This window comes from Mycobacterium toneyamaense, assembly GCF_055384815.1.
Genome location: NZ_AP040333.1, coordinates 5725995 through 5749388 on the forward strand (window position 1 = coordinate 5725995; position 23394 = coordinate 5749388).

The 23394-nt window shown below is 67.8% G+C and carries 18 protein-coding genes; 14 read left to right on the forward strand and 4 right to left on the reverse strand.

The window, feature by feature from the left end; all coding sequences use genetic code 11:
- Positions 1–54: 54 nt before the first annotated feature.
- The 6 genes from ACZ5IQ_RS27660 to ACZ5IQ_RS27685 all read left to right on the forward strand — a co-directional run bounded on the left by ACZ5IQ_RS27660 (position 55) and on the right by ACZ5IQ_RS27685 (position 5936).
- A complete protein-coding gene (locus ACZ5IQ_RS27660; RefSeq protein WP_464480547.1) occupies positions 55–2013 on the forward strand; it encodes a DUF6541 family protein in 1959 nt (652 codons plus the stop codon).
- A 13-nt stretch (positions 2014–2026) separates the two neighbouring features.
- The gene (locus tag ACZ5IQ_RS27665; protein WP_061006242.1) at positions 2027–2557 is read left to right on the forward strand and encodes a bacterial proteasome activator family protein; all 531 of its coding nucleotides are present in this window, start codon (positions 2027–2029) and stop codon (positions 2555–2557) included.
- A 3-nt stretch (positions 2558–2560) separates the two neighbouring features.
- Complete coding sequence (gene wzt, locus ACZ5IQ_RS27670; RefSeq protein WP_061006241.1) at positions 2561–3364, forward strand: galactan export ABC transporter ATP-binding subunit Wzt/RfbE; 804 nt, start codon at positions 2561–2563, stop codon at positions 3362–3364.
- Positions 3365–3369: 5 nt separating this feature from the next.
- The gene (glfT1, locus tag ACZ5IQ_RS27675) at positions 3370–4296 is read left to right on the forward strand and encodes a galactofuranosyltransferase GlfT1 (RefSeq protein WP_082761696.1); all 927 of its coding nucleotides are present in this window, start codon (positions 3370–3372) and stop codon (positions 4294–4296) included.
- Entirely contained in the window at positions 4293–5123 is an 831-nt protein-coding gene (wzm, locus tag ACZ5IQ_RS27680) for a galactan export ABC transporter permease subunit Wzm/RfbD (RefSeq protein ID WP_135357459.1), read from the forward strand. The genes glfT1 and wzm overlap by 4 nt, the downstream gene beginning before the upstream one ends.
- Before the next feature lie 177 nt (positions 5124–5300).
- Positions 5301–5936, forward strand: coding sequence for a hypothetical protein (locus tag ACZ5IQ_RS27685; RefSeq protein WP_138251090.1), 636 nt, complete (start codon positions 5301–5303; stop codon positions 5934–5936).
- A gap of 98 nt (positions 5937–6034) precedes the next feature.
- Here ACZ5IQ_RS27685 and ACZ5IQ_RS27690 read toward each other — a convergent pair whose 3' ends face one another.
- Complete coding sequence (locus ACZ5IQ_RS27690) at positions 6035–7450, reverse strand: hypothetical protein (RefSeq protein WP_464480548.1); 1416 nt, start codon at positions 7448–7450, stop codon at positions 6035–6037.
- A 436-nt stretch (positions 7451–7886) separates the two neighbouring features.
- A complete protein-coding gene (locus ACZ5IQ_RS27695; RefSeq protein ID WP_061006236.1) occupies positions 7887–8516 on the reverse strand; it encodes a winged helix-turn-helix transcriptional regulator in 630 nt (209 codons plus the stop codon).
- An 80-nt stretch (positions 8517–8596) separates the two neighbouring features.
- Here ACZ5IQ_RS27695 and ACZ5IQ_RS27700 point away from each other — a divergent pair, with 80 nt between their 5' ends.
- Positions 8597–9496 (forward strand): alpha/beta fold hydrolase, encoded by a 900-nt coding sequence (locus ACZ5IQ_RS27700; RefSeq protein WP_064861201.1) that lies wholly within the window; start codon positions 8597–8599, stop codon positions 9494–9496.
- Here ACZ5IQ_RS27700 and ACZ5IQ_RS27705 read toward each other — a convergent pair.
- Positions 9465–9947 carry a carboxymuconolactone decarboxylase family protein gene (locus ACZ5IQ_RS27705; protein ID WP_064861200.1) on the reverse strand — a complete coding sequence of 161 codons (483 nt, stop codon included), beginning with the start codon at positions 9945–9947 and terminating at the stop codon, positions 9465–9467. The two genes, ACZ5IQ_RS27700 and ACZ5IQ_RS27705, sit on opposite strands and share 32 nt — an antisense overlap.
- 49 nt (positions 9948–9996) lie before the next feature.
- On the opposite strand from ACZ5IQ_RS27705, the gene pdxR reads away from it, so the two are divergent.
- Positions 9997–11415 carry a MocR-like pyridoxine biosynthesis transcription factor PdxR gene (gene pdxR, locus ACZ5IQ_RS27710; RefSeq protein ID WP_464480549.1) on the forward strand — a complete coding sequence of 473 codons (1419 nt, stop codon included), beginning with the start codon at positions 9997–9999 and terminating at the stop codon, positions 11413–11415.
- Here pdxR and ACZ5IQ_RS27715 read toward each other — a convergent pair.
- Positions 11405–12028 (reverse strand): HD domain-containing protein, encoded by a 624-nt coding sequence (locus ACZ5IQ_RS27715; RefSeq protein WP_406804100.1) that lies wholly within the window; start codon positions 12026–12028, stop codon positions 11405–11407. The genes pdxR and ACZ5IQ_RS27715 overlap by 11 nt on opposite strands.
- Positions 12029–12074: 46 nt before the next feature.
- Between ACZ5IQ_RS27715 and ACZ5IQ_RS27720 the strand changes: the two genes are divergently transcribed.
- The 6 genes from ACZ5IQ_RS27720 (at position 12075) to ACZ5IQ_RS27745 (ending at position 23392) form a co-directional block, all read left to right on the forward strand.
- Positions 12075–12536: a GtrA family protein gene (locus tag ACZ5IQ_RS27720; protein ID WP_133426285.1), complete on the forward strand. Its 462-nt coding sequence runs from the start codon at positions 12075–12077 to the stop codon at positions 12534–12536.
- Positions 12537–12561: 25 nt separating this feature from the next.
- Positions 12562–13974, forward strand: a complete 1413-nt coding sequence (locus tag ACZ5IQ_RS27725; protein WP_020099515.1) for an FAD-binding oxidoreductase — start codon at positions 12562–12564, stop codon at positions 13972–13974.
- Between the two features lie 8 nt (positions 13975–13982).
- Positions 13983–14762 carry a decaprenylphospho-beta-D-erythro-pentofuranosid-2-ulose 2-reductase gene (locus ACZ5IQ_RS27730; protein ID WP_064861198.1) on the forward strand — a complete coding sequence of 260 codons (780 nt, stop codon included), beginning with the start codon at positions 13983–13985 and terminating at the stop codon, positions 14760–14762.
- Positions 14762–16621, forward strand: coding sequence for a galactan 5-O-arabinofuranosyltransferase (locus ACZ5IQ_RS27735; RefSeq protein WP_133426174.1), 1860 nt, complete (start codon positions 14762–14764; stop codon positions 16619–16621). Before ACZ5IQ_RS27730 ends, ACZ5IQ_RS27735 begins: the two co-directional genes overlap by 1 nt.
- Before the next feature lie 11 nt (positions 16622–16632).
- Positions 16633–19830, forward strand: coding sequence for an arabinosyltransferase domain-containing protein (locus ACZ5IQ_RS27740; RefSeq protein WP_464480550.1), 3198 nt, complete (start codon positions 16633–16635; stop codon positions 19828–19830).
- Positions 19831–20137: 307 nt separating this feature from the next.
- Complete coding sequence (locus ACZ5IQ_RS27745) at positions 20138–23392, forward strand: arabinosyltransferase domain-containing protein (protein WP_346415249.1); 3255 nt, start codon at positions 20138–20140, stop codon at positions 23390–23392.
- The last annotated feature ends 2 nt before the right edge of the window (positions 23393–23394 follow it).

The following is a 23394-nucleotide window of genomic DNA, read 5'->3' on the forward strand; positions in this document are numbered from 1 at the left end:
TGCCCCGCTGCACACCGGCGAAAGCCGGGCCACCCGAACAGCCATACTAGTGCAGTGAACTTGGCGTCTGGCGTCCTTGTCGCCCTGTTGATCATGGTGATCCCTGGAGCAATCACCGCTCGCGTAGCACAGCTAACCTGGCCCGTTGCCGTCGCGGTCGGCCCCGCAGTGACCTACGGCATCGTAGCTTTGGCCGTCGTCCCACTCGGTGCCGTCGGCGTCCCATGGAACGGCTGGACGGCTTTGCTGGCGTTCGTCATCGTGGTAGCGGTGGTTGCCGCGCTTCGTCGTGCGCTGCGGCGCTACCGGGACACCGCGGCGGAAGCCCTCGCGATCGGCCGCGGCCCGGCCCTGTTCGTCGCCGCGGGCATTCTCGTCGGCGCGACGGCGATCGCAATTTCAGCAATCCTCGGCATGCCGCATTGGCAATCCATTCCGAGCACCTGGGACTCGGTCTGGCACGGAAACACCATCCGCTGGATTCTCGACGTCGGTCAGGCGTCACCGCTGCACATGGGTGAGCTTCGCAATGTCGAGACGCACGCGTTGCTGTACTACCCGTCGACATTCCACGCGCTCGCCGCCGTCTTCTGCCAACTCACCGGCGCGGCCCCGACCACGGCCTACACCCTGCACTCCCTGGCGGCCTCGATCTGGCTTTTCCCCGTCAGCGCGGCGAGCCTGACGTGGGCCATGGTCCGGCCGTACAAGTGCCAGCGCTGGAGCGCCGGTGCCGCCGCCGCGGCTGCTGCACTCGCGGCATCGTTCACCGCGCTCCCGTACGTCGAGTTCGACGTTGCCGCCGTCCCCAACCTGGTGGCCTACGGCCTCGCCGGGCCCACGACCGTGCTGATCATGTCGTGCCTGCGGCACCGCGACCGGATCCCGCTGGCCGTCATCGCGCTGATCGGGGTGTTCTCCACCCACATCACGGGTGGCGTCGTCGTCGTCACCTTCGTCGGCGCCTGGTGGCTGTGCGACACCCTCCGCAACCCCGTGCGGGGTCGGCTCGCCGACTTCGTGACCCTTGCGGCCGTCGCCGTGCCGTCGCTGCTGCTGTTGCTGCCCCAGTCCGTCGGGGTGCTGGCGCAGGCCGACATCATCGTCGGTCATGCGTTCGTCACCCACTTGAGCCGGCTGCGGACGCTGTTCAACGCGATCGTTCAGCACACCCGCCACCTCAACGACTACCCGATCCAGAACATCCTGATCGCGCTCGGCGGTATCGGCGGTCTGATCCTGCTGATCAAGCGGGTCTGGTGGCCGGCCGCGGTCTGGGTGCTGCTGATGGTCGCGATCGTGCATTCGGGTGCGCCGTTCGGTGGCCCGATCGGCGCGCTGATCGGGCCGTACGCCGACCTCTACTACAGCGACCCGCGCCGGTTGTCCGCCGTCGTGACCCTGCTGATCACGCCGTTCGCCGGCATCGCGTTGTTCGCCGTCATCACCTTCGCCGTCGGTTGGGTGCAGAAACGTGCGCCCCGGACAGAGCGGTTCTGGGCCGTGGTGACAGTGGCCCTGCTCGTGTTTTCGACTGTCGGCCTGGCGTGGCATTACTTCCCGCGGCACCGCTACCTGATCGGCCAGAAGTACGACCAGATCATGGTCAACGACAAGAACCTGCAGGCCTTTGCCTACCTGGCGACGCTGCCCGGCGCCAAGAACACCTTGATCGGCAACGCCAACACCGACGGCACGTCGTGGATGTACGCGGTCGCCGGCCTGCATCCGCTGTGGACCCACTACGACTATCCGCAGCAACAGGGCCCCGGCTACCACCGCTTCATCTTCTGGGCCTACGCCGACGACGCCGACACCGATCGGCGGATCGCGGAGGCCGTGCACGCCCTGAACATCAAGTACGTGATCACCAGCTCGACCATCGTCAAGGGGTTCGTCATGCCCGACGGACTAGTGTCGCTGGATAGGTCGAAGTCGTGGGCGAAGATCTACGACAATGGGCGGTCCCGCATCTACGAGTGGCGCGGCGACGCCGCACCGGCGAACAGATAGGAACACTGCAGGCATGACGCTGAAACCAGAAGACGACGACGACAACATCGAGGTCATCGGCGGGGACCTGGCATTGGGCGGGGAACCGGGACCGGACTCCGACCAGGGCGACGAAGGCAAATCGCTGACCGACCTGGTCGAGCAGCCGGCCAAGGTCATGCGCATCGGCACCATGATCAAGCAGCTGCTGGAAGAAGTACGCTCCGCGCCGCTCGACGAGGCCAGCCGGAACCGCTTGCGCGACATCCACCGGTCGAGCATCCAGGAGCTCGAGGACGGCCTCGCCCCGGAACTGACCGAGGAGCTGGAACGGCTGTCACTGCCGTTCTCCGAGGAGAAGGTGCCGTCGGCCGCCGAGCTGCGCATCGCGCAGGCCCAGCTGGTCGGCTGGCTCGAGGGCCTGTTCCACGGCATCCAGACGGCCCTGTTCGCTCAGCAGATGGCCGCCCGCGCACAGCTCGAGCAGATGCGCCAGGGCGCCCTGCCGCCCGGCGCCGACGGTGGCCGCGGCCCGTTCCAGTCCGGCACCGGCCAGTACCTGTAGACCGTGACGGAACCGCACATCTCCACGCAGAACGCGTGGGTCGAATTCCCGATCTTCGACGCGAAATCCCGTTCGCTCAAGAAGGCCTTCCTGGGCAAGGCCGGCGGCGGGATCAACCGCAACGAGTCGAATGTCGTTGTGATCGAAGCGCTTCGGGACATCACGATGTCGCTCAAGATGGGCGACCGGGTGGGACTGGTCGGGCACAACGGCGCCGGCAAGTCGACGCTGCTGCGCCTGCTGTCGGGCATCTACGAACCGACGCGCGGTTCGGCGACCGTCCGCGGCCGCGTGGCCCCGGTCTTCGATCTGGGTGTCGGCATGGACCCGGAGATCTCCGGTTTCGAGAACATCATCATCCGCGGTCTGTTCCTCGGACAGACCCGCAAGCAGATGCTGGCCAAGGTCGATGAGATCGCCGAGTTCACCGAACTCGGCGAGTACCTCTCGATGCCACTGCGCACCTACTCCACCGGTATGCGCGTGCGCCTGGCCATGGGTGTCGTCACCAGCATCGACCCCGAGATCCTGCTGCTCGACGAGGGCATCGGCGCGGTGGACGCGGAGTTCCTGAAAAAAGCGCGCACCCGGCTGCAAGCCTTGGTGGAACGCTCCGGAATCCTGGTGTTCGCAAGCCATTCCAACGAATTCCTGGCCCGGCTGTGCCAGACCGCGATGTGGGTCGACCACGGCACCATCCGCATGACCGGCGGCATCGAGGACGTCGTCCGCGCCTATGAGGGCGAGGACGCGGCACGGCACGTGCGCGAGGTGCTCGAAGAGAACGAGCGCGAGCGCCAGGCGTGACCGACATGTTGTGCGCGGTGATCGTCACCCACCGGCGGCCGGAGCTGTTGGCGAAATCTCTTGCCGTGGTGTGCTCCCAGACGCGACTGCCCGACCACGTCGTCGTCGTCGACAACGACAACGATCCGGCGGTGCGGGCTCTTGTCGAGTCCCAGCCGGTCGCGACGACGTACCTCGGATCGGCCCGGAACCTCGGCGGCGCAGGCGGTTTCGCCCTGGGCATCCTGCATGCCCTGGCGCTGGGCGCCGAGTGGGTGTGGCTGGCCGACGACGACGGGCGGCCCGCCGACTCGTCGGTGCTGGCGACGCTGTTGGACTGTGCGGCCAAGCACGACCTGGCCGAGGTGTCGCCCATGGTCTGCGACCTGAACGAGCCTGCCCGACTGGCCTTTCCGTTGCGCCGCGGGTTGGTGTGGCGGCGGTATGTGTCGGAGTTGCAGGTCGATAAAGACGCCGGCGTCGACCTACTGCCCGGGATCGCGTCGTTGTTCAACGGTGCGCTGTTCCGCGCCGCGACACTGGAAGCCGTTGGCGTACCGGACATTCGGCTGTTCGTCCGAGGTGACGAGGTCGAGGTGCACCGTCGGCTGGTCCGCTCCGGTCTGCCGTTCGGCACCTGCCTGAACGCGGTGTATCTGCACCCGCAGGGGTCCGACGAGTTCAAGCCGATCCTCGGCGGGCGCATGCACACGCAGTACCCCGACGATGCCACCAAGCGCTATTTCACCTACCGCAACCGCGGATATCTACAGTCCCAACCGGGCTTGCGGAAGCTGGTCCCCCAGGAGTGGGTGCGGTTCGGGTGGTACTTCCTGATCACCCGGCGTGATCCGGCCGGGCTGCGCGACTGGATGCGGTTGCGCCGCTTGGGACGAGACGAGAAGTTCAGCAGGCCCGGTTCGGGCGGACCCACTACAGGAGGGCAGCGATGACGTTCACCGACGCGGCCGCGCAGTCCAAGACGCTGCGCCGCGCCTGGGCCGACCTGGTGACCGGCTTCGGCAAGCGCGAACTCTGGCTGCACCTGGGCTGGCAGGACATCAAGCAGCGCTACCGGCGCTCGGTGCTCGGTCCCATCTGGATCACCATCGCGACAGGCACCATGGCCGTCGCGCTCGGCGGCCTGTACTCCCAGCTGTTCCATCTGCCACTGGCCGAGCACCTGCCCTACGTGACGCTGGGCCTGATCATCTGGAACCTGATCAACGCGTCGATCCTCGAAGGCGCCGACGTGTTCATCGCCAATGAGGGCCTCATCAAACAACTTCCGACGCCGCTGTCGGTGCACGTCTACCGGCTGGTGTGGCGCCAGGTGCTGCTGTTCGCGCACAACATCATCATCTTCGTGATCATCGCGATCATCTTTCCCAAGCCATGGTCCTGGGCCGACCTGTCGGTGATCCCGGCGCTGGCGCTGATCGTGGCCAATTGTGTCTGGGTCGCCTTGTGTTTCGGCATCCTGGCCACGCGGTACCGGGACATCAGCCCGCTGCTCGCGAGCCTGGTTCAGCTGCTGTTCTACATCACCCCGATCATCTGGAACGACCAGACGCTGCGCCTCCAGGGCGCGGGCACCTGGTCGAAAATCATTGAGCTGAACCCACTTCTGCACTACGTGGACATCGTCCGCGCGCCGCTGCTGGGCGAGCCCCAGGAGTTGCGGCACTGGGTCGTGGTGATCACGTTGACGGTGCTGGGCTGGGTCGTCGCGGCGATGGCGATGCGGCAGTACCGCGCCCGCGTGCCGTACTGGGTGTAGTTCGCCTCCGCACCGATCCGGCGTGCGGATTCGGCTGATGAGGTGTCGCGTACGTCACTGCGCGCGCTTAGCTGGTTGTTTCCACGGATCCGGCCGGTCACCTCAGCGTCACCTCAGGTTCGGTGGCGCGGAGTTCAATTGGGGCGACCGGCTTTCCGCGTTCCAACAGGAGCAACCATGACCATCACCGAAAACCCCACCACCAACGACACCGCGAACGGGCAGGTCATCGAGGCCGAGCTCGTCCAGACCGCCGAGGCTGCCGCCGAAGAAGCCACCAACACCGGCCTCGCCATCCGCGAGGTGCTGAGCGGCGTGCTGGAGCGTCAGCTCGACGCCGGCCACAGCCTCACCCGCCAGCTGGTCAGCGCGACCTCGGCCGCCACCGAAGCGGTCGTCGAGTCGCCTGCCAAGGTGATCTCCTCCATCCGCGACGGCGCCACCCTGCCGGACGCGGTGAGCGAGACCGGTTCCGCCGTTCAGGACGTGCTGGCCGAGTCGGGTCGCGACATCCGCAGCGCTGTCGGCGAGTACGTCGGCCGTAATGCGGTGGGCCCCAACGCCATCATCGCCGGCGCGTCGCAGGTGGCCGGCTCGCTGGTGCGCGCGCAGGGTGCCCTGACCGCGACCGCCGTGGACGGCCTGTTCACCGTCGCCGGCACCGCGGCCCAGGGCGTCGAAGACGTGCGTGAGGTCGCCACCCGCGAGTGGAGCGAGCTGCGCACGACCGCCACCTCGGCCCGCGAGGCCATCGAAGCGCAGGTTTCCGCTTCACGCGAGAGCATCCGGGACGCTTTCGACACGACTGCCTGATTACTGCGACGCTCGGGATCGGTCGGAGTACGGGCCGATCCCGAGCACCCGCAGATCCGGGCGGGTGGCTGCGCCCGGCCTCAGCGCATCACTGCTTCTTACTCACCGCCGGCCTTGGCCGCGCGGTGCGTGCCCTTGCTCGCACCCTTGCCGGCCGAATCGTGCGAACGGCCGCTGCCGCTGCCCGAGTCAGACGCAGAGCTGTCCCCGCCCTTCGCCTTTCCGGCGCCCCGCTTGGGCTTCGTGGTGCCCTTGCGAGTCGACGTCGTCGACGCATCATCGGCCCCCTTGGCACCGCCCGCGGTCGACGCCCCCGTACCGGCGTCAGTACTGCTCGACGGCTTCGCGCCGGGCGTCGGGTGATCCGGCTTCGCCGCGGGCGCGCTCGAAGCAGCGGCGCCATCGCCATCAGCCGCGGAAGCCGATGACCCCGCGTTGTCGGATGCGGCGGTCTTGGCCGGTGCGGAGTCGACATCGGTACCAGCCGCGGCGGTTGTCGTCGCCCCACTCTCGGCGACCGGCGCCGTCTTGCCGGCTGCGGTCTTGTCAGACGCCGCCTTCTCCGCCGACACCGTCGAAACCGCTGCGAGCGACTTCGTCTCGACAGCCGGCTTGGCGGTGGGTGTTGCCGTCGACAACGCGACCATGGTCGGCGCCGGCGACGGGACACTGGCAGCGGCCACAGGCGGCGGAGTCACTGGTTTGATCGCAGTTGCGATGATGCCCAACGCATTTCGCAGCCCTTGCACGATGCCGTTCGGCCCGAGGATGCCCGCGCCGTCACCGTTGTACCCATTGAGCACCGCGCCGGTGATGGCCCCCGGCATGGCAACGATCGCGTTCACGACCGCAGCCAGATTCCTCGCGTTGAGCCCGTTGACGATGTTCTGGAGTCCATCGCCGGTGGCTGTCACGACGTCACTCATCACCGCAAGCAACGGGAATCCAGCCGCCAGGACCCAACCCGCGCCGCTCGGTGAGGTGATGGCGGTGTCGATCACATTGAGCATGTTCTGCACCGGCTTACGGAACGCGGCTTGAACATCGGTGAGGATGCTGGTGGTCAGGATCGGCAGCACGAACGGCGTCAGTACCGCGCTGTACAGCGTCTGCACCGCGTCGGCGACGTGCCCGGCGGCGAGCTGTTGGAATGCCTGCTTCAGGGCCTCCGGCGTCGTGCCCAACTGCTGACCGACCGCAACCAGATAGTCCCGGACAGACCCGCCGACGGCGACGGCACTGGCGATCTGATTCCGCACCACCTGACCGAGGACGGGGGCCGGGTCCGCGATCACCTCGGTGACGAGACCTTTCGTGTTCTGCAGAGCCTCGGTGATGATCTGCCCCCACTGGGTGATCGGGTTCACCTGCGCCGTGAGTTGGACCGCACTGGCGTGGAATGCCGGCAGGTGCAGGTCTGGCAGAGGCTGATGCGTGACGGGAGAAACGGCGATGACGCCGGCCCCGATCAGCGCAACGCCAGTCGTGAGGCTGGAGCGAACAGCATGTTGCATGGTGCTTTCCCCTGAACGGTTGGTGTGATGTTGACCACAGAACCATAAAGGGATATTGCCAACAATTTGACAGAAATCAGCCGATAGAACGTGTTCCAGTTTCCATAAATGGCCACCCCGAGCGCCCATTTGTGCTGAACTTATTAGCTGGTCAACTCAGCATTTACTCGCCGGACGTGCAGTTAGATGCATTCATAATTGACTGTTTCGTCAGATATTTGGGTCACCCGCCCCGCGCCAAGGCAATTGCTACCAATTGGAAATATTGCGCAAGCTACTGGTCGCCCGCAGCGCTCAAGGGTTGCACAGATTCGCTCGCTACGCAGAGGCGGCCCGCCGCGCCGACAATCCGCACGACACACCCTCACGGTCAGCGCAGCACCGCCAGGCCGGAGCGGGAGGAGTTGCTACACGATCAGCCGATCCGGACGCCCCCTCAGGTTCCGAAGACCGCGCGGACAGCGGCTTCATCGCCGTCGACTTCGACGATCCCGAGTGCACGGGCGTCGCTGAGGCTGAGAGCGCCCGCGGCGAGACCGAGGATGCAGGCGGGGATGGCAACGACGGAGGCGTCGAGCGGGCGACCGTCATGTGGACCGACGTCGAAGCCTGAACGCGTGGCGCGCAGTTGCAGGGTCTGGTCGCCGACCACGAGGCCGATCGTCACGGCGGAGCGGACCTTGACCCGGCCGTTGAGGAGCGCCGGGACGGCGAGGGTCAGCCACTCCGGCCGGAAGGAATCACTGTCGGCGGGACCGCTGATCATCAGCGGCGTGGACCAGCGGAGCAGGCTCTCGATCGGCTGGCGCAGCTGCGCGCCCCACGGCGTCAGGGTGTACTCGACCGCACTGCCCTCGCCGGCCAGCCGCCGCTCGACGACGCCCGTGGCCTCGAGGTCCCGGAGCCGATCCGCGAGCAGGTTGGTCGCGATACCCGGGAGCCGGGCGATCAGATCGCGGTAGCGGCCGGGTGCGATGAGAAGTTCGCGAACGATCAGCAGATTCCATCTGTCGCCGACGATTTCGAGCGAACGGGCGAGCCCACAGTATTGGTCGTAGCTTCGCATTGCCGTCCTTATACTTGAGTTTCTCAAGTGATTATGAGATGTTCAAGCATACCCGGAAGCCGATCCGAACAGGGGTTGCCATGACCGACACCGCTTCGACCACACGGCCCGCCTGGGTCGACGACGAACTGTTCCCGTTCGAGAGCCACTTCATCGAGATCGACGGCCACACCGTGCACTACGTGGACGAAGGATCCGGCCCCACACTGTTGATGCTGCACGGCAACCCGACCTGGTCATTCCTCTTCCGCGATGTAATCAACTTGCTGCGCAAGGACTTTCGGTGCATCGCCCTCGACTACCCCGGCTTCGGGCTGTCGACGCCGAGACCCGGCTACCGGTACCTGCCCGAGGAGCACGCCGACGTCGTCACCGCGTTCGTCGACGCCCTGGACCTCGAGGACCTCACGCTGGTCGGCCAGGACTGGGGCGGCATGATCGGTATCGCGGTGGCGCAGCGGCGGCCGGAGGTATTCCAACGGCTGGTACTGGCGAATACCTGGGCTTGGCCGGTCAACGGAGATCTGCATTTCGAAGCGTTCGGCCGCATCATGGGCGGGCTTCCGACACGCTTCCTGGTCCGTCAGTTCAATCTGCTGGTCAACGCCTTCATCCCCACCGGCCACCGCAGGCGCAAGCTCAGCGACGCCGAGATGGATCACTACCGCCGCGCGCTGGACACCGCGGACCGGCGCCAGGCGTCCGCCGTCCTTCCCGGCCGGGTGCTGGCGAGCCGCGACTTCTTCACGGAGGTCGAAGCCGGGCTGCCGAACATCGCACATCTGCCGACCCTCATCATCTGGGGCGACGCCGACATCGCCTTCCGCGCCCAGGAGCGCGAGCGGCTGGAGGCGACGTTCCCCGACCACACGACGGTGATCGTCGAGGGCGCCGGAACCTATGTCGAGTCCGACGCCCCCGAGGAATTCGCCGCTGCGGTCCGCGCGTTCAGCGACGGCGCGGGACGGCCTTCCGCGTAGCGGCGTTCAACCGGTTCCACGAGTTGATGACGGCGGCCATGCCGACGACGTGCGCGAGCTCGCGCTCGGTGAACACGGCGGCCGCCTGGGCGTAGACGCCGTCGGGAACCGGGCCGTGGCTCAGATCGGTGATGGCTTCGGTGATGGCCAGCGCGGCCCGCTCGCGCTCGGTGAACAGGTCGCCGGCTTCCTCCCACGCCGCGACCAGGGCCAGGCGCTGCTCGGTCTCGCCGAAACGGCGCGCGTCATGGACGTGCATGTCGAGGCAGAAGGCGCAGTGGTTCATCTGCGAGGCGCGAATCTTGATGAGTTCGCCGATGGTCGAATCGAGCTCCTTCGACGCGGCGTTGCTGAAGGCCATCATCCCGGCGTACAGCTCGGGAGCCGCCTCGTAGATATCGATCCGCTTGGCGTGGGCGGTGGTGGTCGGTGCGTTGAGTGTCTCGGTCATGCCATCCACGCTAGTCATCAAAAACCCGCGACCATGGTTCAATTTCTCTGTGGTTTCATGGGCCAATTCTGCGGCGGGCGGTGCCGGACTGGACCTGCATCTGGACCTCGGCCAGGCCGTCCAACCGGGCCGTCGCGGCACTCGCGACCAGCTGATCCAGGCGCTCAGAGACGCGGTCCGGTCACGCCGCCTGCCGGCCGGCACCATGCTGCCGCCCTCCCGGTCACTGGCCGCCGACCTCGGCTTGGCCCGCAACACCGTCGCCGAGGCATATGCCGAATTGGTCGCCGAAGGCTGGCTGGGCTCCCGCCAGGGCGCGGGCACGTGGGTGATCGGCTCGCACACCGACTCGGCTCCGGCCACCCAGCGCGCCCAGCCGGGCACGCCTACCCACAACCTGATGCCCGGTTCGGGAAACGTCGCGGCCTTCCCACGGCAGGCCTGGCTGGCGTCGGCCCGACGGGCCCTGACCAACGCCCCGACAGAGGCGCTGCGCATCGGCGACGCCCGCGGCCGCCACGAACTGCGCGCGGCCCTGGCCACGTATCTGGCCCGGGCCCGCGGCGTGCGCACCACGGCCGAATCGATCGTCATCTGCGCCGGCACGCGGCACGCCGTCGAGTTGCTGTCAAAAGTGTTCGCGCCGAACACCATTGCCGTCGAGAACTACGGGCTGTTCCTGTTCCGGGACGCCATCGCCGGCAATGGGGCCGGCACCGTGCCGATCCGGATCGATGACCACGGCGCCGTCGTCGACGATCTCGAAAAGACCAGCGCCGCAGCGGTTCTGCTCACACCGGCGCACCATTTCCCCCACGGGGTACCACTGCATCCCACCCGGCGCACCCGCGCCCTCGATTGGGCCATCCACACGAAAAGCTATGTCCTGGAAGATGACTACGACGGCGAGTTCCGTTACGACCGGCAACCGGTAGGCTCGATGCAGGGCCTGGATCCCGATCGGGTGGCCTACCTGGGCTCGGCCAGCAAGAGCCTGGCGCCGGTGCTGCGGCTGGGCTGGATGGTGTTGCCCGACAACCTGATCGACCCTGTCCTGGCGGCGGCGGGCGGGCAGCAGTTCTACGTCAACGCCATCGACCAGCTGACCATGGCCGACTTCATCGAATCCGGCCAGTACGACAAGCACATTCGCCGCATGCGCAACAGCTACCGGCGCCGGCGCGACGCGCTCGCGGCAAGGCTGTCGGGTCTGGATGTCGAGATCAGTGGCCTGTCCGCCGGACTGCACGCCCTGATCCGACTGCCCGACGGCACAGAACATGAGGTCATGCGGCGCGCAGCCGACGCCGGCATCGCGTTGTCCGGGCTGGCGCTGCTGCGGCATCCCGACGCGGCGGACACTCCGCCCCAGGACGGCGTGGTGGTGAGTTTCGGCACTCCCGCCGATCACGACTTCAACGCGGCGCTCGACGCGTTGCACGACGTGCTGAAGGCCGTCAGCCGCTGAGCGCCGCCAGCTCCGCCTTCAGATTCGTCCGTGCCGCGTCCTCCCACAGCCGCCGCCCCTCATCGGTGCGGTACAGCGACGGCCCGGCGAGCATCGCCGCGATCATCCGGCCGCGCCACAGACCGAAATCCGCGTCGCTGACATGGCCGTACTCGGCCCGCACCCGCGCGGTGTTGTGTTGGTAGTCGGCCGGCGGCACGGCCAGCACCGCCAGGTCGGCGTCGGACAGCACCTGGCCGTTGTGATCGTCGGCTGCGGGATCGTGGGCGATGGTCACCCGCACCAGGCGGCCCACCTCCGCCACGAATGCCGGGTCCACCCCCAGATCGGTGAGGTCGGACTCCGCCAGCAGGGCGCTGTTCTCCTCGTCGTCGGACTGCCCCGCGTACACCGCGTCGTGGTACCAGGCCGCCAGGCGGACCGCGTCGGGATCGTCGGCGAACTCCTCCAGGGCGTCCACTCCGGACAGGATGCCGCGCAGGTGGCTGAGGTCGTGGTAACTGCGGTGCGGCTCGGCCCACCGGCCGAGCAGCGACGCCCCGACGTCGTCGACGCGAGGCGACGACGAATGCCGCGCCAGCAGGGTGTGCCATGCCTGAAGCAAATCGGTCACGTGTCCATGGTGCACGTAAGCTGCCCGGGTGGCCGAGCCAGTGGACATCCCCGCCGAACACCATACAGAACACAGCGCCGAGAAAGCCGTCGAGGCGTCGCTGGGCCTGGTGACGCAGGCGTGGCGGTTCATCGTGACGGGCGGCCTGTCCGCGATCGTCGATTACGGGCTGTACGTACTGCTCAGCTTCGTTTTCGTGGCCAACGGCATGCCGGACGCGCGGGCCACACTCATCGCGAAGACGCTCAGCTTCATCGCCGGCACGACGACGGCCTATCTGATCAACCGGCGCTGGACCTTCCAGGCCGAACCGAGCCGGGCGCGCTTCATCGCGGTTGTGATCTTGTACGCAGTCACCTTCGGTCTGCAGGTCGGCATCAATCAGCTGTTCTATCTGCAATTCGCCGGCGAGTCGTGGCGACGACCTGTGGCCTTTGTCATTGCCCAGGGCACGGCCACCGTCATCAACTTCGTGGTGCAGCGAACCGTGATTTTCCGGCTGAAGTGAGGTTGGCCGGTACCCTTTGACCGTTATGTCTACCCAGCCTGACGCCACGCTGCCCCTGACGCGCCGCGCCCTCACCGGGTTCGGCCGCACGGCACCGTCCGTGGCAAACGTGCTGTCCACACCCGATGTGTCAGTGATCGCCGAGGCGGTCAAGCGGGTGGCGGACGCAAACTCTTCCAGCCCCGCCCACCTGCGGCGAGGCATCCTCGGCCGCGGTCTCGGCCGGTCCTACGGTGACCAGGCGTGCAACGGCGGCGGCATCGTCGTCGACATGACGGCGCTCAACCGGATCCATTCGATCAGCTCCGAGACCGCCATCGCCGACGTCGACGCCGGGGTCAGCCTCGACCAGCTGATGAAGGCCGCGCTGCCGTTCGGGCTGTGGGTTCCGGTGCTGCCGGGCACCCGGCAGGTCACGGTCGGCGGCGCGATCGCCTCCGACATCCACGGCAAGAACCACCACAGCGCGGGCAGCTTCGGCAACCACGTGCTGTCGCTGGACCTGCTGATGGCCGACGGTGAGGTGCACACCATCACGCCCGACGGACCGGACAGTGAGCTGTTCTGGGCCACCGTCGCCGGCAACGGACTGACGGGCATCGTGATCCGGGCGCGCATCAAGATGACGCGCACCGAGAGCGCCTACTTCATCGCCGACGGCATCGCGACGCACGATCTCGAAGAGACCGTCGCCGTGCACCAGGACGGCAGCGAGGACAACTACACGTACTCGAGCGCGTGGTTCGACCTCATCAGCCCGGAGCCCAAGCTCGGCCGTGCCGCGGTGAGCCGCGGCAGCCTGGCCAAGGTCGATCAGCTGCCGGCCAAGCTGGCCAAGGATCCGCTGAAGTTCACCGCGCCCCAACTGCCGGCGATTCCGAACCTGTTCCCGGTCAGCTTCATGAACAAGCTCTCGCTGTCCATGATCGGCGAGGCGTTCTACCGCATGAGCGGCAACTACCAGGGCAAGATCGTCAACCTGACGCAGTTCTACCACATGCTCGACATCACCTCGGGCTGGCAATATGCCTATGGCCCAGCGGGTTTCGCGCAGCACCAGTTCCTGGTTCCGCCCGATGCGCTCGAAGAGTTCAAGGGCATCATCCGCTGGATGCACACGCAGAAGCAGTACTCGGCGCTGAACGTCTTCAAGCTGTTCGGCCCGGGCAACAAGGCGCCGCTGAGCTTCCCGATGCAGGGCTGGAACGTCGCCCTCGACTTCCCGAACCGGCCGGGCGTCAACGAGTTCCTCAACGAACTCGACAAGCGCGCAATGGAATTCGGCGGTCGGGTGTACACCGCCAAGGACTCCCGCGTCAGCGCCGAGAGCTTCCACAAGATGTACCCGCGGATCGACGAGTGGATCGCCACCCGCCGCAAAGCCGACCCGAACGGCGTGTTCGCCTCCGACATGGCCCGCCGCCTCGAACTTCTCTAGGAGACTCAGTGATTGACGCAACCGGCAACCCGCAGACCATTCTGCTGTTCGGCGGTACCTCGGAGATCGGCCTGGCCATCGTCGAGCGCTACCTCAAGAACGCCAAGGCCCGCGTGATCCTCGCCGACCTGCCGAACGCCCCCAAGCGCGACGCGGCCATCGCCCAGATCGAGGCAGCCGGCGCCAAGGAGGTTGTTTACCTCGACTTCGACGCGCTGGACACCAAATCGCACCCGGCCGTCATCGAATCCGCTTGGGAGCAGGGCGATGTCGACGTCGCGATCGTCGCGTTCGGTGTCCTGGGCGACGCCGAGGAACTGTGGCAGAACCAGTCCAAGGCCGTCCTGACCGCCCAGATCAACTACACCGCAGCGGTTTCCGTCGGCGTGCTGGTCGGCGACAAGATGAAGGCACAGGGTTTCGGGCAGATCATCGCCATGTCGTCGGTCGCCGGCGAACGGGTCCGCCGTTCCAACTTCGTGTACGGCTCCACCAAGGCCGGCCTCGACGGCTTCTACCTGGGCCTCGGAGAGGCGTTGCGGGAGTTCGGGGTTCGCGTTCTGGTCATCCGCCCCGGCCAGGTGCGCACCACCACGACGCTGGAGCACTGGAAGGCCACCGGCGCCAAGGAGGCGCCGTTCACGGTCGACAAGGAAGACGTCGCCAACCAGGCCGTCGCTGCCGCCGCCAAGGGCAAGGAGCTCATCTGGGCGCCCAATCCGGTGCGCTACCTGATGGCCGTCATCCGGCATATCCCCCGGTCGATCTTCCGCAAACTTCCGCTCTGATGCGCAGCGCGCTGGCCGCAAGCGCCAGGGTGAGCGGCCAGATGCTGGCCGCCATGGCACTGGCGGTGATCATCGCGGTCATTGCGCTGCAAGCGATTGCGCGCGTGCAATGGCCGGCGTTCAACTCGTCGAACCAGTTGCATGCCCTGACCACCGCCGGCCAGTGCGCCGTGCTCGTCGGGCTACTGCTCGCGGGGTGGGCGTGGCGTCGCGGCTGGCGCAAGAGCGCCAAGGTCGCGGCCACGTCGCTCCTGGCGGCGTTCTCGGTCGTCACCCTCGGCATGCCGTTGGGCGCGACGAAGCTGTACCTGTTCGGCATCTCGGTCGACCAGCAGTTCCGCACCGAATACCTGACGCGGCTCACGGATACCGCTGTGCCGCACGACATGACGTACCTGGGTCTGCCGCCGTACTACCCGTCGGGCTGGTTCTGGCTCGGCGGCCGGGCGGCCGCGCTGACCGGCACGCCGGCGTGGGAGATGTTCAAGCCGTGGGCGATCGTCACGATCACCGCGGCGATCGTGGCCGCATTCGTGTTGTGGACGGCCATGATTCGCTTCGAGTACGCCCTGGCGGTGACGACGGCCACCGCGGCCGTCACGCTGGCGTACTCCTCCACCGAGCCCTACTCGGCCGTCGTCGTGGTGCTCATACCGCCGGTCGTCGTGCTGGCCTGGTCGGGACTCAAGGCCAGCGGTCGGGGCTGGGCCGCAATCATCGGTACCGGGATCTTCCTCGGCGCGGCCGCGTTGTTCTACACACTGTTTCTCGGCTACCTCGCCCTCACGTTTGCACTCATGGCGCTGTTGCTCGCCGTATCCCGGCGCCAACTCCAGCCGCTGATCCGGCTGGCCGTCATCGCCGTCATCTCCGGCGCCATCGCGGCGATTCACTGGGCACCGTATCTTTTGGCAACGCTCCACCACCCCGCGGACAAATCCACCGCTCTGCACTACCTGCCGATGGCCGGCGCGCAGCTGACCTTCCCGATGCTCGACGCCACCCTGCTGGGCGTCATGTGCCTCGTCGGCACGCTGTGGCTGGTGGTCAAGGGCCGCAGCTCGACACGCGCTGCCGCGCTGGGCATGGCGGTCGTGTCGGTGTACGCGTGGTCGCTGCTGTCGATGCTGGCCACCCTGGCCCGCACCACGCTGCTGTCGTTCCGGCTGCAGCCCACCCTGCTGGTGCTGCTCGTCGCGGCCGGCACCTTCGGCTTCCTGGAAGCTGCCCGCGCGCTGGCCAACCGGTACGCGCAGCCGACCACCAACCGGATCATCGCGGTGGCCGCCGTCATCGGCGCCATCGGCGCGGTGTCGTTCAGTCAGGCGATCCCGGACATCCTGCGGGCCGACATCGCCGTCGCCTACACCGACACCGACGGCTCCGGCCAGCGCGCCGACCGTCGTCCCCCGGGCTCCGAGCGGTACTACCAGGAGATCGACCGCAAGATCACCGCCGCGACGGGCAAGCCCCGCAACGAGACCGTCGTGATGACCGCCGACTACAGCTTCCTGTCCTATTACCCCTACTACGGGTTCCAGGGCCTGACGTCGCACTACGCGAACCCGCTGGCGCAGTTCAAGGAGCGCTCAGGCGCCATCGAGAGCTGGGCGACCATGACCGACCCCGACGCCTTCGCCAAGGCGCTCGACACGCTGCCGTGGCCGGCGCCGACGGTGTTCCTGATGCGCCATGGCGGCACCGGCACCTACACGCTGCGCCTGGCCGAGGACGTCTACCCCAACCAGCCCAACGTGCGGCGCTACCAGGTGGCGCTCGACGAGCGGCTGTTCGACAGCAAGCACTGGCAGGTCACCGATATCGGCCCGTTTGTGCTGGCCATCCGTAGCGGCCACTAACATCTAGGCCCGTGGCCGGGGAACCTGAGGTAGAGCGCAATCACCGCACAGCGCGGTGGATCGCGATCGTGGCCGGACTGCTCGGCGCGTTCCTGGCGATGGCGACGCCGCTGCTGCCGGTCACCCAGACCACGGCGCAGCTGAATTGGCCGCAGGCGGGCGTGCTCAAGAGCGTCGACGCGCCGCTGATCGGCTACGTGGCCACCGACCTCGACATCACCATCCCGTGTTCGGCGGCGGCCGGCCTCACTGGCCCGGCCACCACACTGCTGTCCACCGTGCCCAAGCAGGCACCCAAGGCCGTCGACCGTGGCCTGCTGATCGAGCGCGTCGGCGGCGACCTGCTGGTGATCGTCCGCAACACCCCGGTCGTCAGCGCACCGCTGACCCAGGTGCTCAGCCCCGCGTGCAAGGAACTGCGATTCACCGCACATGCCGACAAGGTCACCGGCGAGATCGTCGGCCTCGTGCAGGGACCGAAGGACAAGAACCCCGGCAAGCCACTGCGCGGTGAGCTCACCGGCTACGACTTCCGCCCGCAGATCGTCGGCGTCTTCACCGACCTGTCCGGTGCGGCGCCGCCGGGGCTGACGTTCTCGGCGACCATCGACTCGCGCTACAGCACGGCCCCGACCCTGCTGAAGATGCTGGCGATGATCTTCGGCGTGGTGCTGACCGTCGTCGCACTCAGCGCCCTGCACGTGCTGGACCGCGCCGACGGCGTCCCGCACAAACGCTTCCTGCCATCGCGCTGGTGGTCGGTGAAACCGCTGGACGGCGTCGTGATCACGACGTTGGTGTGGTGGCACTTCGTCGGCGCCAACACCTCGGACGACGGCTACATCCTCACCATGGCCCGGGTCTCCGAGCACGCCGGCTACATGGCCAACTACTACCGCTGGTTCGGCACCCCCGAAGCGCCGTTCGGCTGGTACTACGACCTGCTGGCGCTGTGGGCGCACGTCTCCACATCGAGCATCTGGATGCGCCTGCCCACGCTCCTGATGGCCCTGGCGTGCTGGTGGGTGATCAGCCGCGAGGTGCTCCCCCGGCTCGGCCACGCGGTCAAGAACAGCCGCGCCGCCGCCTGGACGGCCGCCGGCATGTTCCTGGCGTTCTGGCTGCCGCTCAACAACGGCATCCGGCCGGAGCCCATCATCGCGCTCGGCATCCTCCTGACCTGGTGCTCGGTGGAACGCGGCGTCGCGACCAGCCGGCTGCTGCCGGTGGCCATCGCCATCATCATCGGTGCCCTGACGTTGTTCTCCGGCCCGACGGGTATCGCCGCGATCGGCGCCCTGCTGGTCGCCGTCGGCCCGCTGAAAACGATTGTGGCGCGGCATACTTCGCGCTTCGGTTATCTGGCTCTGCTGGCACCGATCCTCGCCGCGGGCACAGTGACGGCGATCCTGATCTTCCGCGACCAGACGCTGGCCGCCGAGCTCGACGCCAGCTCCTTCAAGACCACCGTCGGCCCCGCGCTGAGCTGGTTCGACGAGCACATCCGCTACGAGCGCCTGTTCACCACCAGCCCCGACGGCTCGGTGGCCCGCCGGTTCGCGGTGCTGACGCTGCTGCTGGCGTTGGCAGTGTCGCTCGCAATGTCGTTGCGCAAGGGGCGAATTCCGGGCACCGCCGCCGGGCCGGCCCGCCGCATCGTCGGCATCACGATCATCTCGTTCCTGGCGATGATGTTCACGCCCACCAAGTGGACGCACCACTTCGGCGTGTTCGCCGGGCTGGCCGGTTCGCTGGGCGCGCTGGCCGCCATCGCGGTCAGCACCGTGGCCATGCGCTCACGCCGCAACCGGGCGATGTTCGCCGCGACGGTCCTGTTCGTCATGGCCCTGTCGTTCGCCACGGTGAACGGCTGGTGGTACGTCTCGAACTTCGGTGTGCCGTGGTCGAATCAGTTCCCCGAGTGGCACTTCGGCTTCACCACGTTCCTGTTCGGGCTGTCGTTCCTTACGCTCCTGTGGGCAGCGTGGCTGCACTTCTACGACCACGATCCCGAGCGGCCGGTCAGTCGCCGGATTCCCCAGGCGCCCTTGGCAATTGCGTCGTGGATCGTGGTGTTCTTCGAGGTGCTGTCACTGACCCTCGGCATGACGCAACAGTGGCCGGCCTGGTCAGTGGGTCGTTCGAACCTGCAGGCGCTGACCGGTAAGACCTGCGGCCTGGCCGACGACGTCATGGTCGAACAGGACACCAACGCCGGCAAGCTCGTGCCGCAGTCCGGGACGGTCGGCGACGCCCTCGGCGCGGGTAGCGCAGAAGGCTTCACCCCCAACGGAATTCCCGCCGACGTCTCCGCGGACCCGGTCATGGAACCGCCCGGCGGCACCAACTTCGCCGACAACGACGGCGGCCCCGTCAGCGGTGCGGAACCGGGTACCGAAGGCGGCACCACCTTTGCGGCCGGAGTGAACGGTTCAAAGGCCCGGCTGCCCTACAACCTCGATCCGGCCACCACCCCGGTGCTCGGCAGTTGGCGCCCCGGCGTACAGATCCCGGCGCGGATGCGCTCGGGCTGGTACAAACTGCCGCCGCGCGATCAGGCCGGACCGCTGCTCGTCGTCGCCGCTGCGGGCCGTTTCAATCAGGGCGAGGTACGCGTCGAGTACGCCACCGACGCCCAGGCCGCGGCCGGCAAGATCGCCGGCGCGGTCGGCTTCGCCGATGTCGGTGCCGCACCCGCCTGGCGCAATCTGCGCGCCCCGATGGCCGCCATCCCGGCCGACGCCACCCTGATCCGCATCGTCGCCACCGACGACGACCTCGCGCCGCAGCACTGGATCGCCCTGACCCCGCCGCGCATCCCGAAGCTGCGCACGTTGCAGGACGTCGTCGGCTCGAAGGACCCGGTGATGCTGGACTGGCTCGTCGGCCTGGCGTTCCCGTGCCAGCGGCCGTTCGGTCACAACAACGGCGTCACCGAGGTGCCCAAGTGGCGCATCCTGCCGGACCGCTTCGGCGCCGAGGCCAACTCGCCCGTCATGGACTACCTCGGCGGCGGGCCGCTCGGCATCACCGAGCTGCTGTTCAAGGCCACCCCGGTGCCGACGTATCTGAAGGACGACTGGTTCCGGGACTGGGGCTCGCTGCAGCAGTTCACGCAGTACTACCCCGACGCGCAGCCGGCCCAGATCGACCTCGGGAAGGCCACGCGCAGCGGGCTGTGGGCCCCGGCGCCGCTGCGGCACTCGTAGTCAGTGGCCGCCGGATGGCCGCCGGGCGTGTCGGCTCTGCTGCCACATGTTTGAGCTGTCCCGGGAGCGAGCACGCCATTCCTGACCAGGTGGCGGTGAACCGGCCCAGAAATCGCCGTGCCGTCAGTCTCGCCGCCGACATATTTGTCGCGATCGTGCGCACCCGGAAGTGGCGCACGACAAGTACGCCGTCCGGCTGTCTGCCCAGGGCAGCAAGCTCTATTGAGGGTCACATTCCGGCCAACTAGCTCGACATTCCCCGTCAGTGGCCCAGGCCACATATAACTGTCGCCTAGTCTTGAGCCTCGTGCCTGCCAGGACTGCCCGTCTCGTCGCGATCATCGCGGGCCTTGCCGGTCTGCTGCTCTGCGCGCTGACCCCACTGCTGCCCGTCAAGCAGACGACCGCGACCATCTTGTGGCCCCAGGCCCCCGGTGCCAGCGGAAACGTCTCCGATCTCACCGCCCCGCTGGTGTCGGGTGCGCCGCTGGCGCTGGATGTCTCCATCCCGTGCTCGGCCATCGCCACCGTGCCGGCGGCCGGTGGTCTGGTGTTCTCGACGATCCCACCGGACGGCATCGACGCCAGCCGCAACGGCCTGTTCGTGCGCGCCAACGCCGCGGACGTCGTCGTCGCTTTCCGGGACACCGTCGCCGCGGTCGCCAAGCGGTCCGACATCGCCGCCGGGAAGTGCAGCAACCTGCATCTCTGGGCGACCAACGGCGGCGTCGGCGCCGACTTCATCGGCCTGCCGGGAGCCGCCGGCACCGGCAGTGTGGAGAAGAAGCCCCAGGTGGCCGGCATCTTCACCGGCCTCAAGGTGCCCGCACAGCCCGGCTTGTCCGCGCGCGTCGACGTCGACACCCGGTTCATCGTGGTCCCGACGTTCGTGAAGTCGGCCGCCATGGCGCTCGGTGTGCTGCTGACGCTGGTCTCGATCGCCGCGCTGGCACTGCTGGACCGCCTGGACGGCCGCCGTGTGCACGACGGCTGGCAGCGCTTCTGGAAGGTCAGCCGCTGGCACTGGCTCGCGGACATCGCGGTGTTCGCCGGCCTCGGAGGCTGGCACCTGATCGGCGCCATCTCCTCCGACGACGGCTACAACCTGACCATCGCGCGGGTCTCCAGCCAGGCCGGCTATGTCGCCAACTACTACCGCTACTTCGGCACCTCCGAGGCGCCGTTCGACTGGTACCAGTCGGTGCTCGCCCATATGGCGAGCATCAGCACCGCCGGCGTGTGGATGCGGCTGCCCGCACTGCTGGCCGGCATCGCGACCTGGACGCTGCTGTCTCGCTGGGTGCTGCCGCGGCTCGGCCCCGGCGCCCGCGGGGTGTCGTCGAACGCAATCGCGATCTGGACCGCGGCGGCTGTCTTCCTGGCGGCCTGGTACCCGTTCAACAACGGCCTGCGCCCCGAGCCGCTGATCGCCTTCGGTGTCATCGCGACCTGGGTTCTCATCGAGTACGCCATCGCCACCCGGCGCCTGGCGCCCGCGGCGGTCGCGATCATCGTGGCGGCGTTCACCGCGACGACGGCGCCGCAGGGCCTGATCGCGCTGGCCCCGCTGCTCGTCGGCGCCCGCGCGCTGGTCCGCACGGTCCGCAGCCGCCGGGCCGGGACGGGCCTGCTGGCCCCGATCGCGACGCTGGCCGCCTCGGCGTCGCTGATCCTGACGGTGATCTTCCGGAACCAGACCCTGGCGACCGTGGCCGAGTCGGCGCGCATCAAGTACACCGTCGGCCCGACCATCTCCTGGTACCAGGAATTCCTGCGCTACTACTTCCTCACGGTCGAAGACAGCGTCGACAGCTCCATGACCCGCCGCTTCTCCGTGCTGATCCTGCTGCTGTGCCTGTTCGCCACCCTCGCCCTCCTGCTGCGCAAAGGCCGGGTCCCCGGCCTGGCCAGCGGTCCGGTGTGGCGCCTGCTCGGCAGCACCATGCTCGGCCTGCTGCTCCTGCACTTCACCCCGACCAAGTGGGCCGTGCAGTTCGGTGCGTTCGCGGGCCTCTCCGGTGCGTTCGGGGCGATCATCGCCTTCGCGTTCGCGACGGTCGGGCTGCACAGCCGGCGGAACCTGGCGCTGTACGTGACGGCACTGCTGTTCGTGCTGGCCTGGGCGACGTCCGGGATCAACGGCTGGTTCTACGTCGGCAACTACGGCGTGCCGTGGTTCGACCGGCAGCCCGTGCTGGCCGGCCACCCCGTCACCTCGATGTTCCTGGTGCTGGCGATCATCTCCGCCCTGCTTGCGGGCTGGCTGCACTTCCGCATCGACTACGCCGGGCACACCGAGGTCGCGGAGACCCGCCGCAACCGGGCGCTGGCGTCGACGCCGCTGCTGATCGTCGCGGTGATCATGGTCGTGCTCGAGGTCGGCTCGATGGCCAAGGGCTTCGTGCAGCGCTACCCGCAGTACACGACCGCGCGGGCCAACCTGGATGCGCTCGGGTTGTCCGACAAGAGCTGCGCGATGGCCAACGACGTGCTGGTCGAAGCCGACACCAATGCCGGCACGCTGCAGCCGGTGCCCGGCCAGACGTGGGGCAAGTACGGACCGCTGGGCGGCGAGAACCCCGTCGGCTTCACGCCGAACGGGATCAGCGACTCGCTCGCACCGCCGCATCCGGTGGTCGCGAACCCCGGCACCGTGAACTCCGACGGGTCGCCCAACAAGCCCAACGTCGGCGTCGCCTTCGCGGCCGGCACCGGTGGCGGCTACGGCCCGACGGGTGTCAACGGCTCCAACGTGTTCCTGCCGTTCGGCCTGGACCCCGCCCGCACCCCGGTGATGGGCAGCTTCAAGGAGAACGGCGTCGCCGCCAAGGCCACCTCCGCCTGGTACCAACTGCCGCCGCGCAGTGCGGACCGGCCGCTCGTGACCGTCGCCGCGGCCGGTGCCATCTGGTACTACGACGAAGAGCACGAGTTCCACTACGGCCAGTCGCTCAAGCTCCAGTGGGGCGTGCACCGGCCGGACGGCAGCTACCAGGCCCTCGCCGAGGTGCAGCCCATCGACACCTTCGCCCAATATGCTTGGCGCAACCTGCGATTCCCGCTCGCGTGGGCACCGCCGGAGGCCAACGTCGCCCGCATCGTGGCCGACGATCCGAACCTGTCGGAGGACCAGTGGTTCGGGTTCACGCCGCCGCGGGTCCCGACGCTGCAGACCGCGCAGCAGTTCCTGGGTTCGCAGACGCCGATCCTCATGGACATCGCCACCGCCGCGAACTTCCCGTGCCAGCGCCCGTTCTCCGAGCATCTCGGTGTCGCGGAGCTGCCGCAGTACCGCATCCTGCCCAACACCAAGCAGGTCGTGGTGTCGTCGAACATGTGGCAGTCCGCGCAGAAGGGTGGCCCGTTCCTGTTCATCCAGGCGCTGTTGCGCACGTCGACCATCCCCACCTACCTGCGCAATGACTGGTACCGAGATTGGGGCTCCATCGAACGGTACGACCCGGTGGTGCCGCCGTCAGTGGCGCCGCCCGCAGCGATTGACCAAGGCACCATGACCGTCAACGGCTGGAGCCGCCGCGGCCCGATCAGGGCCCTGCCATGAAG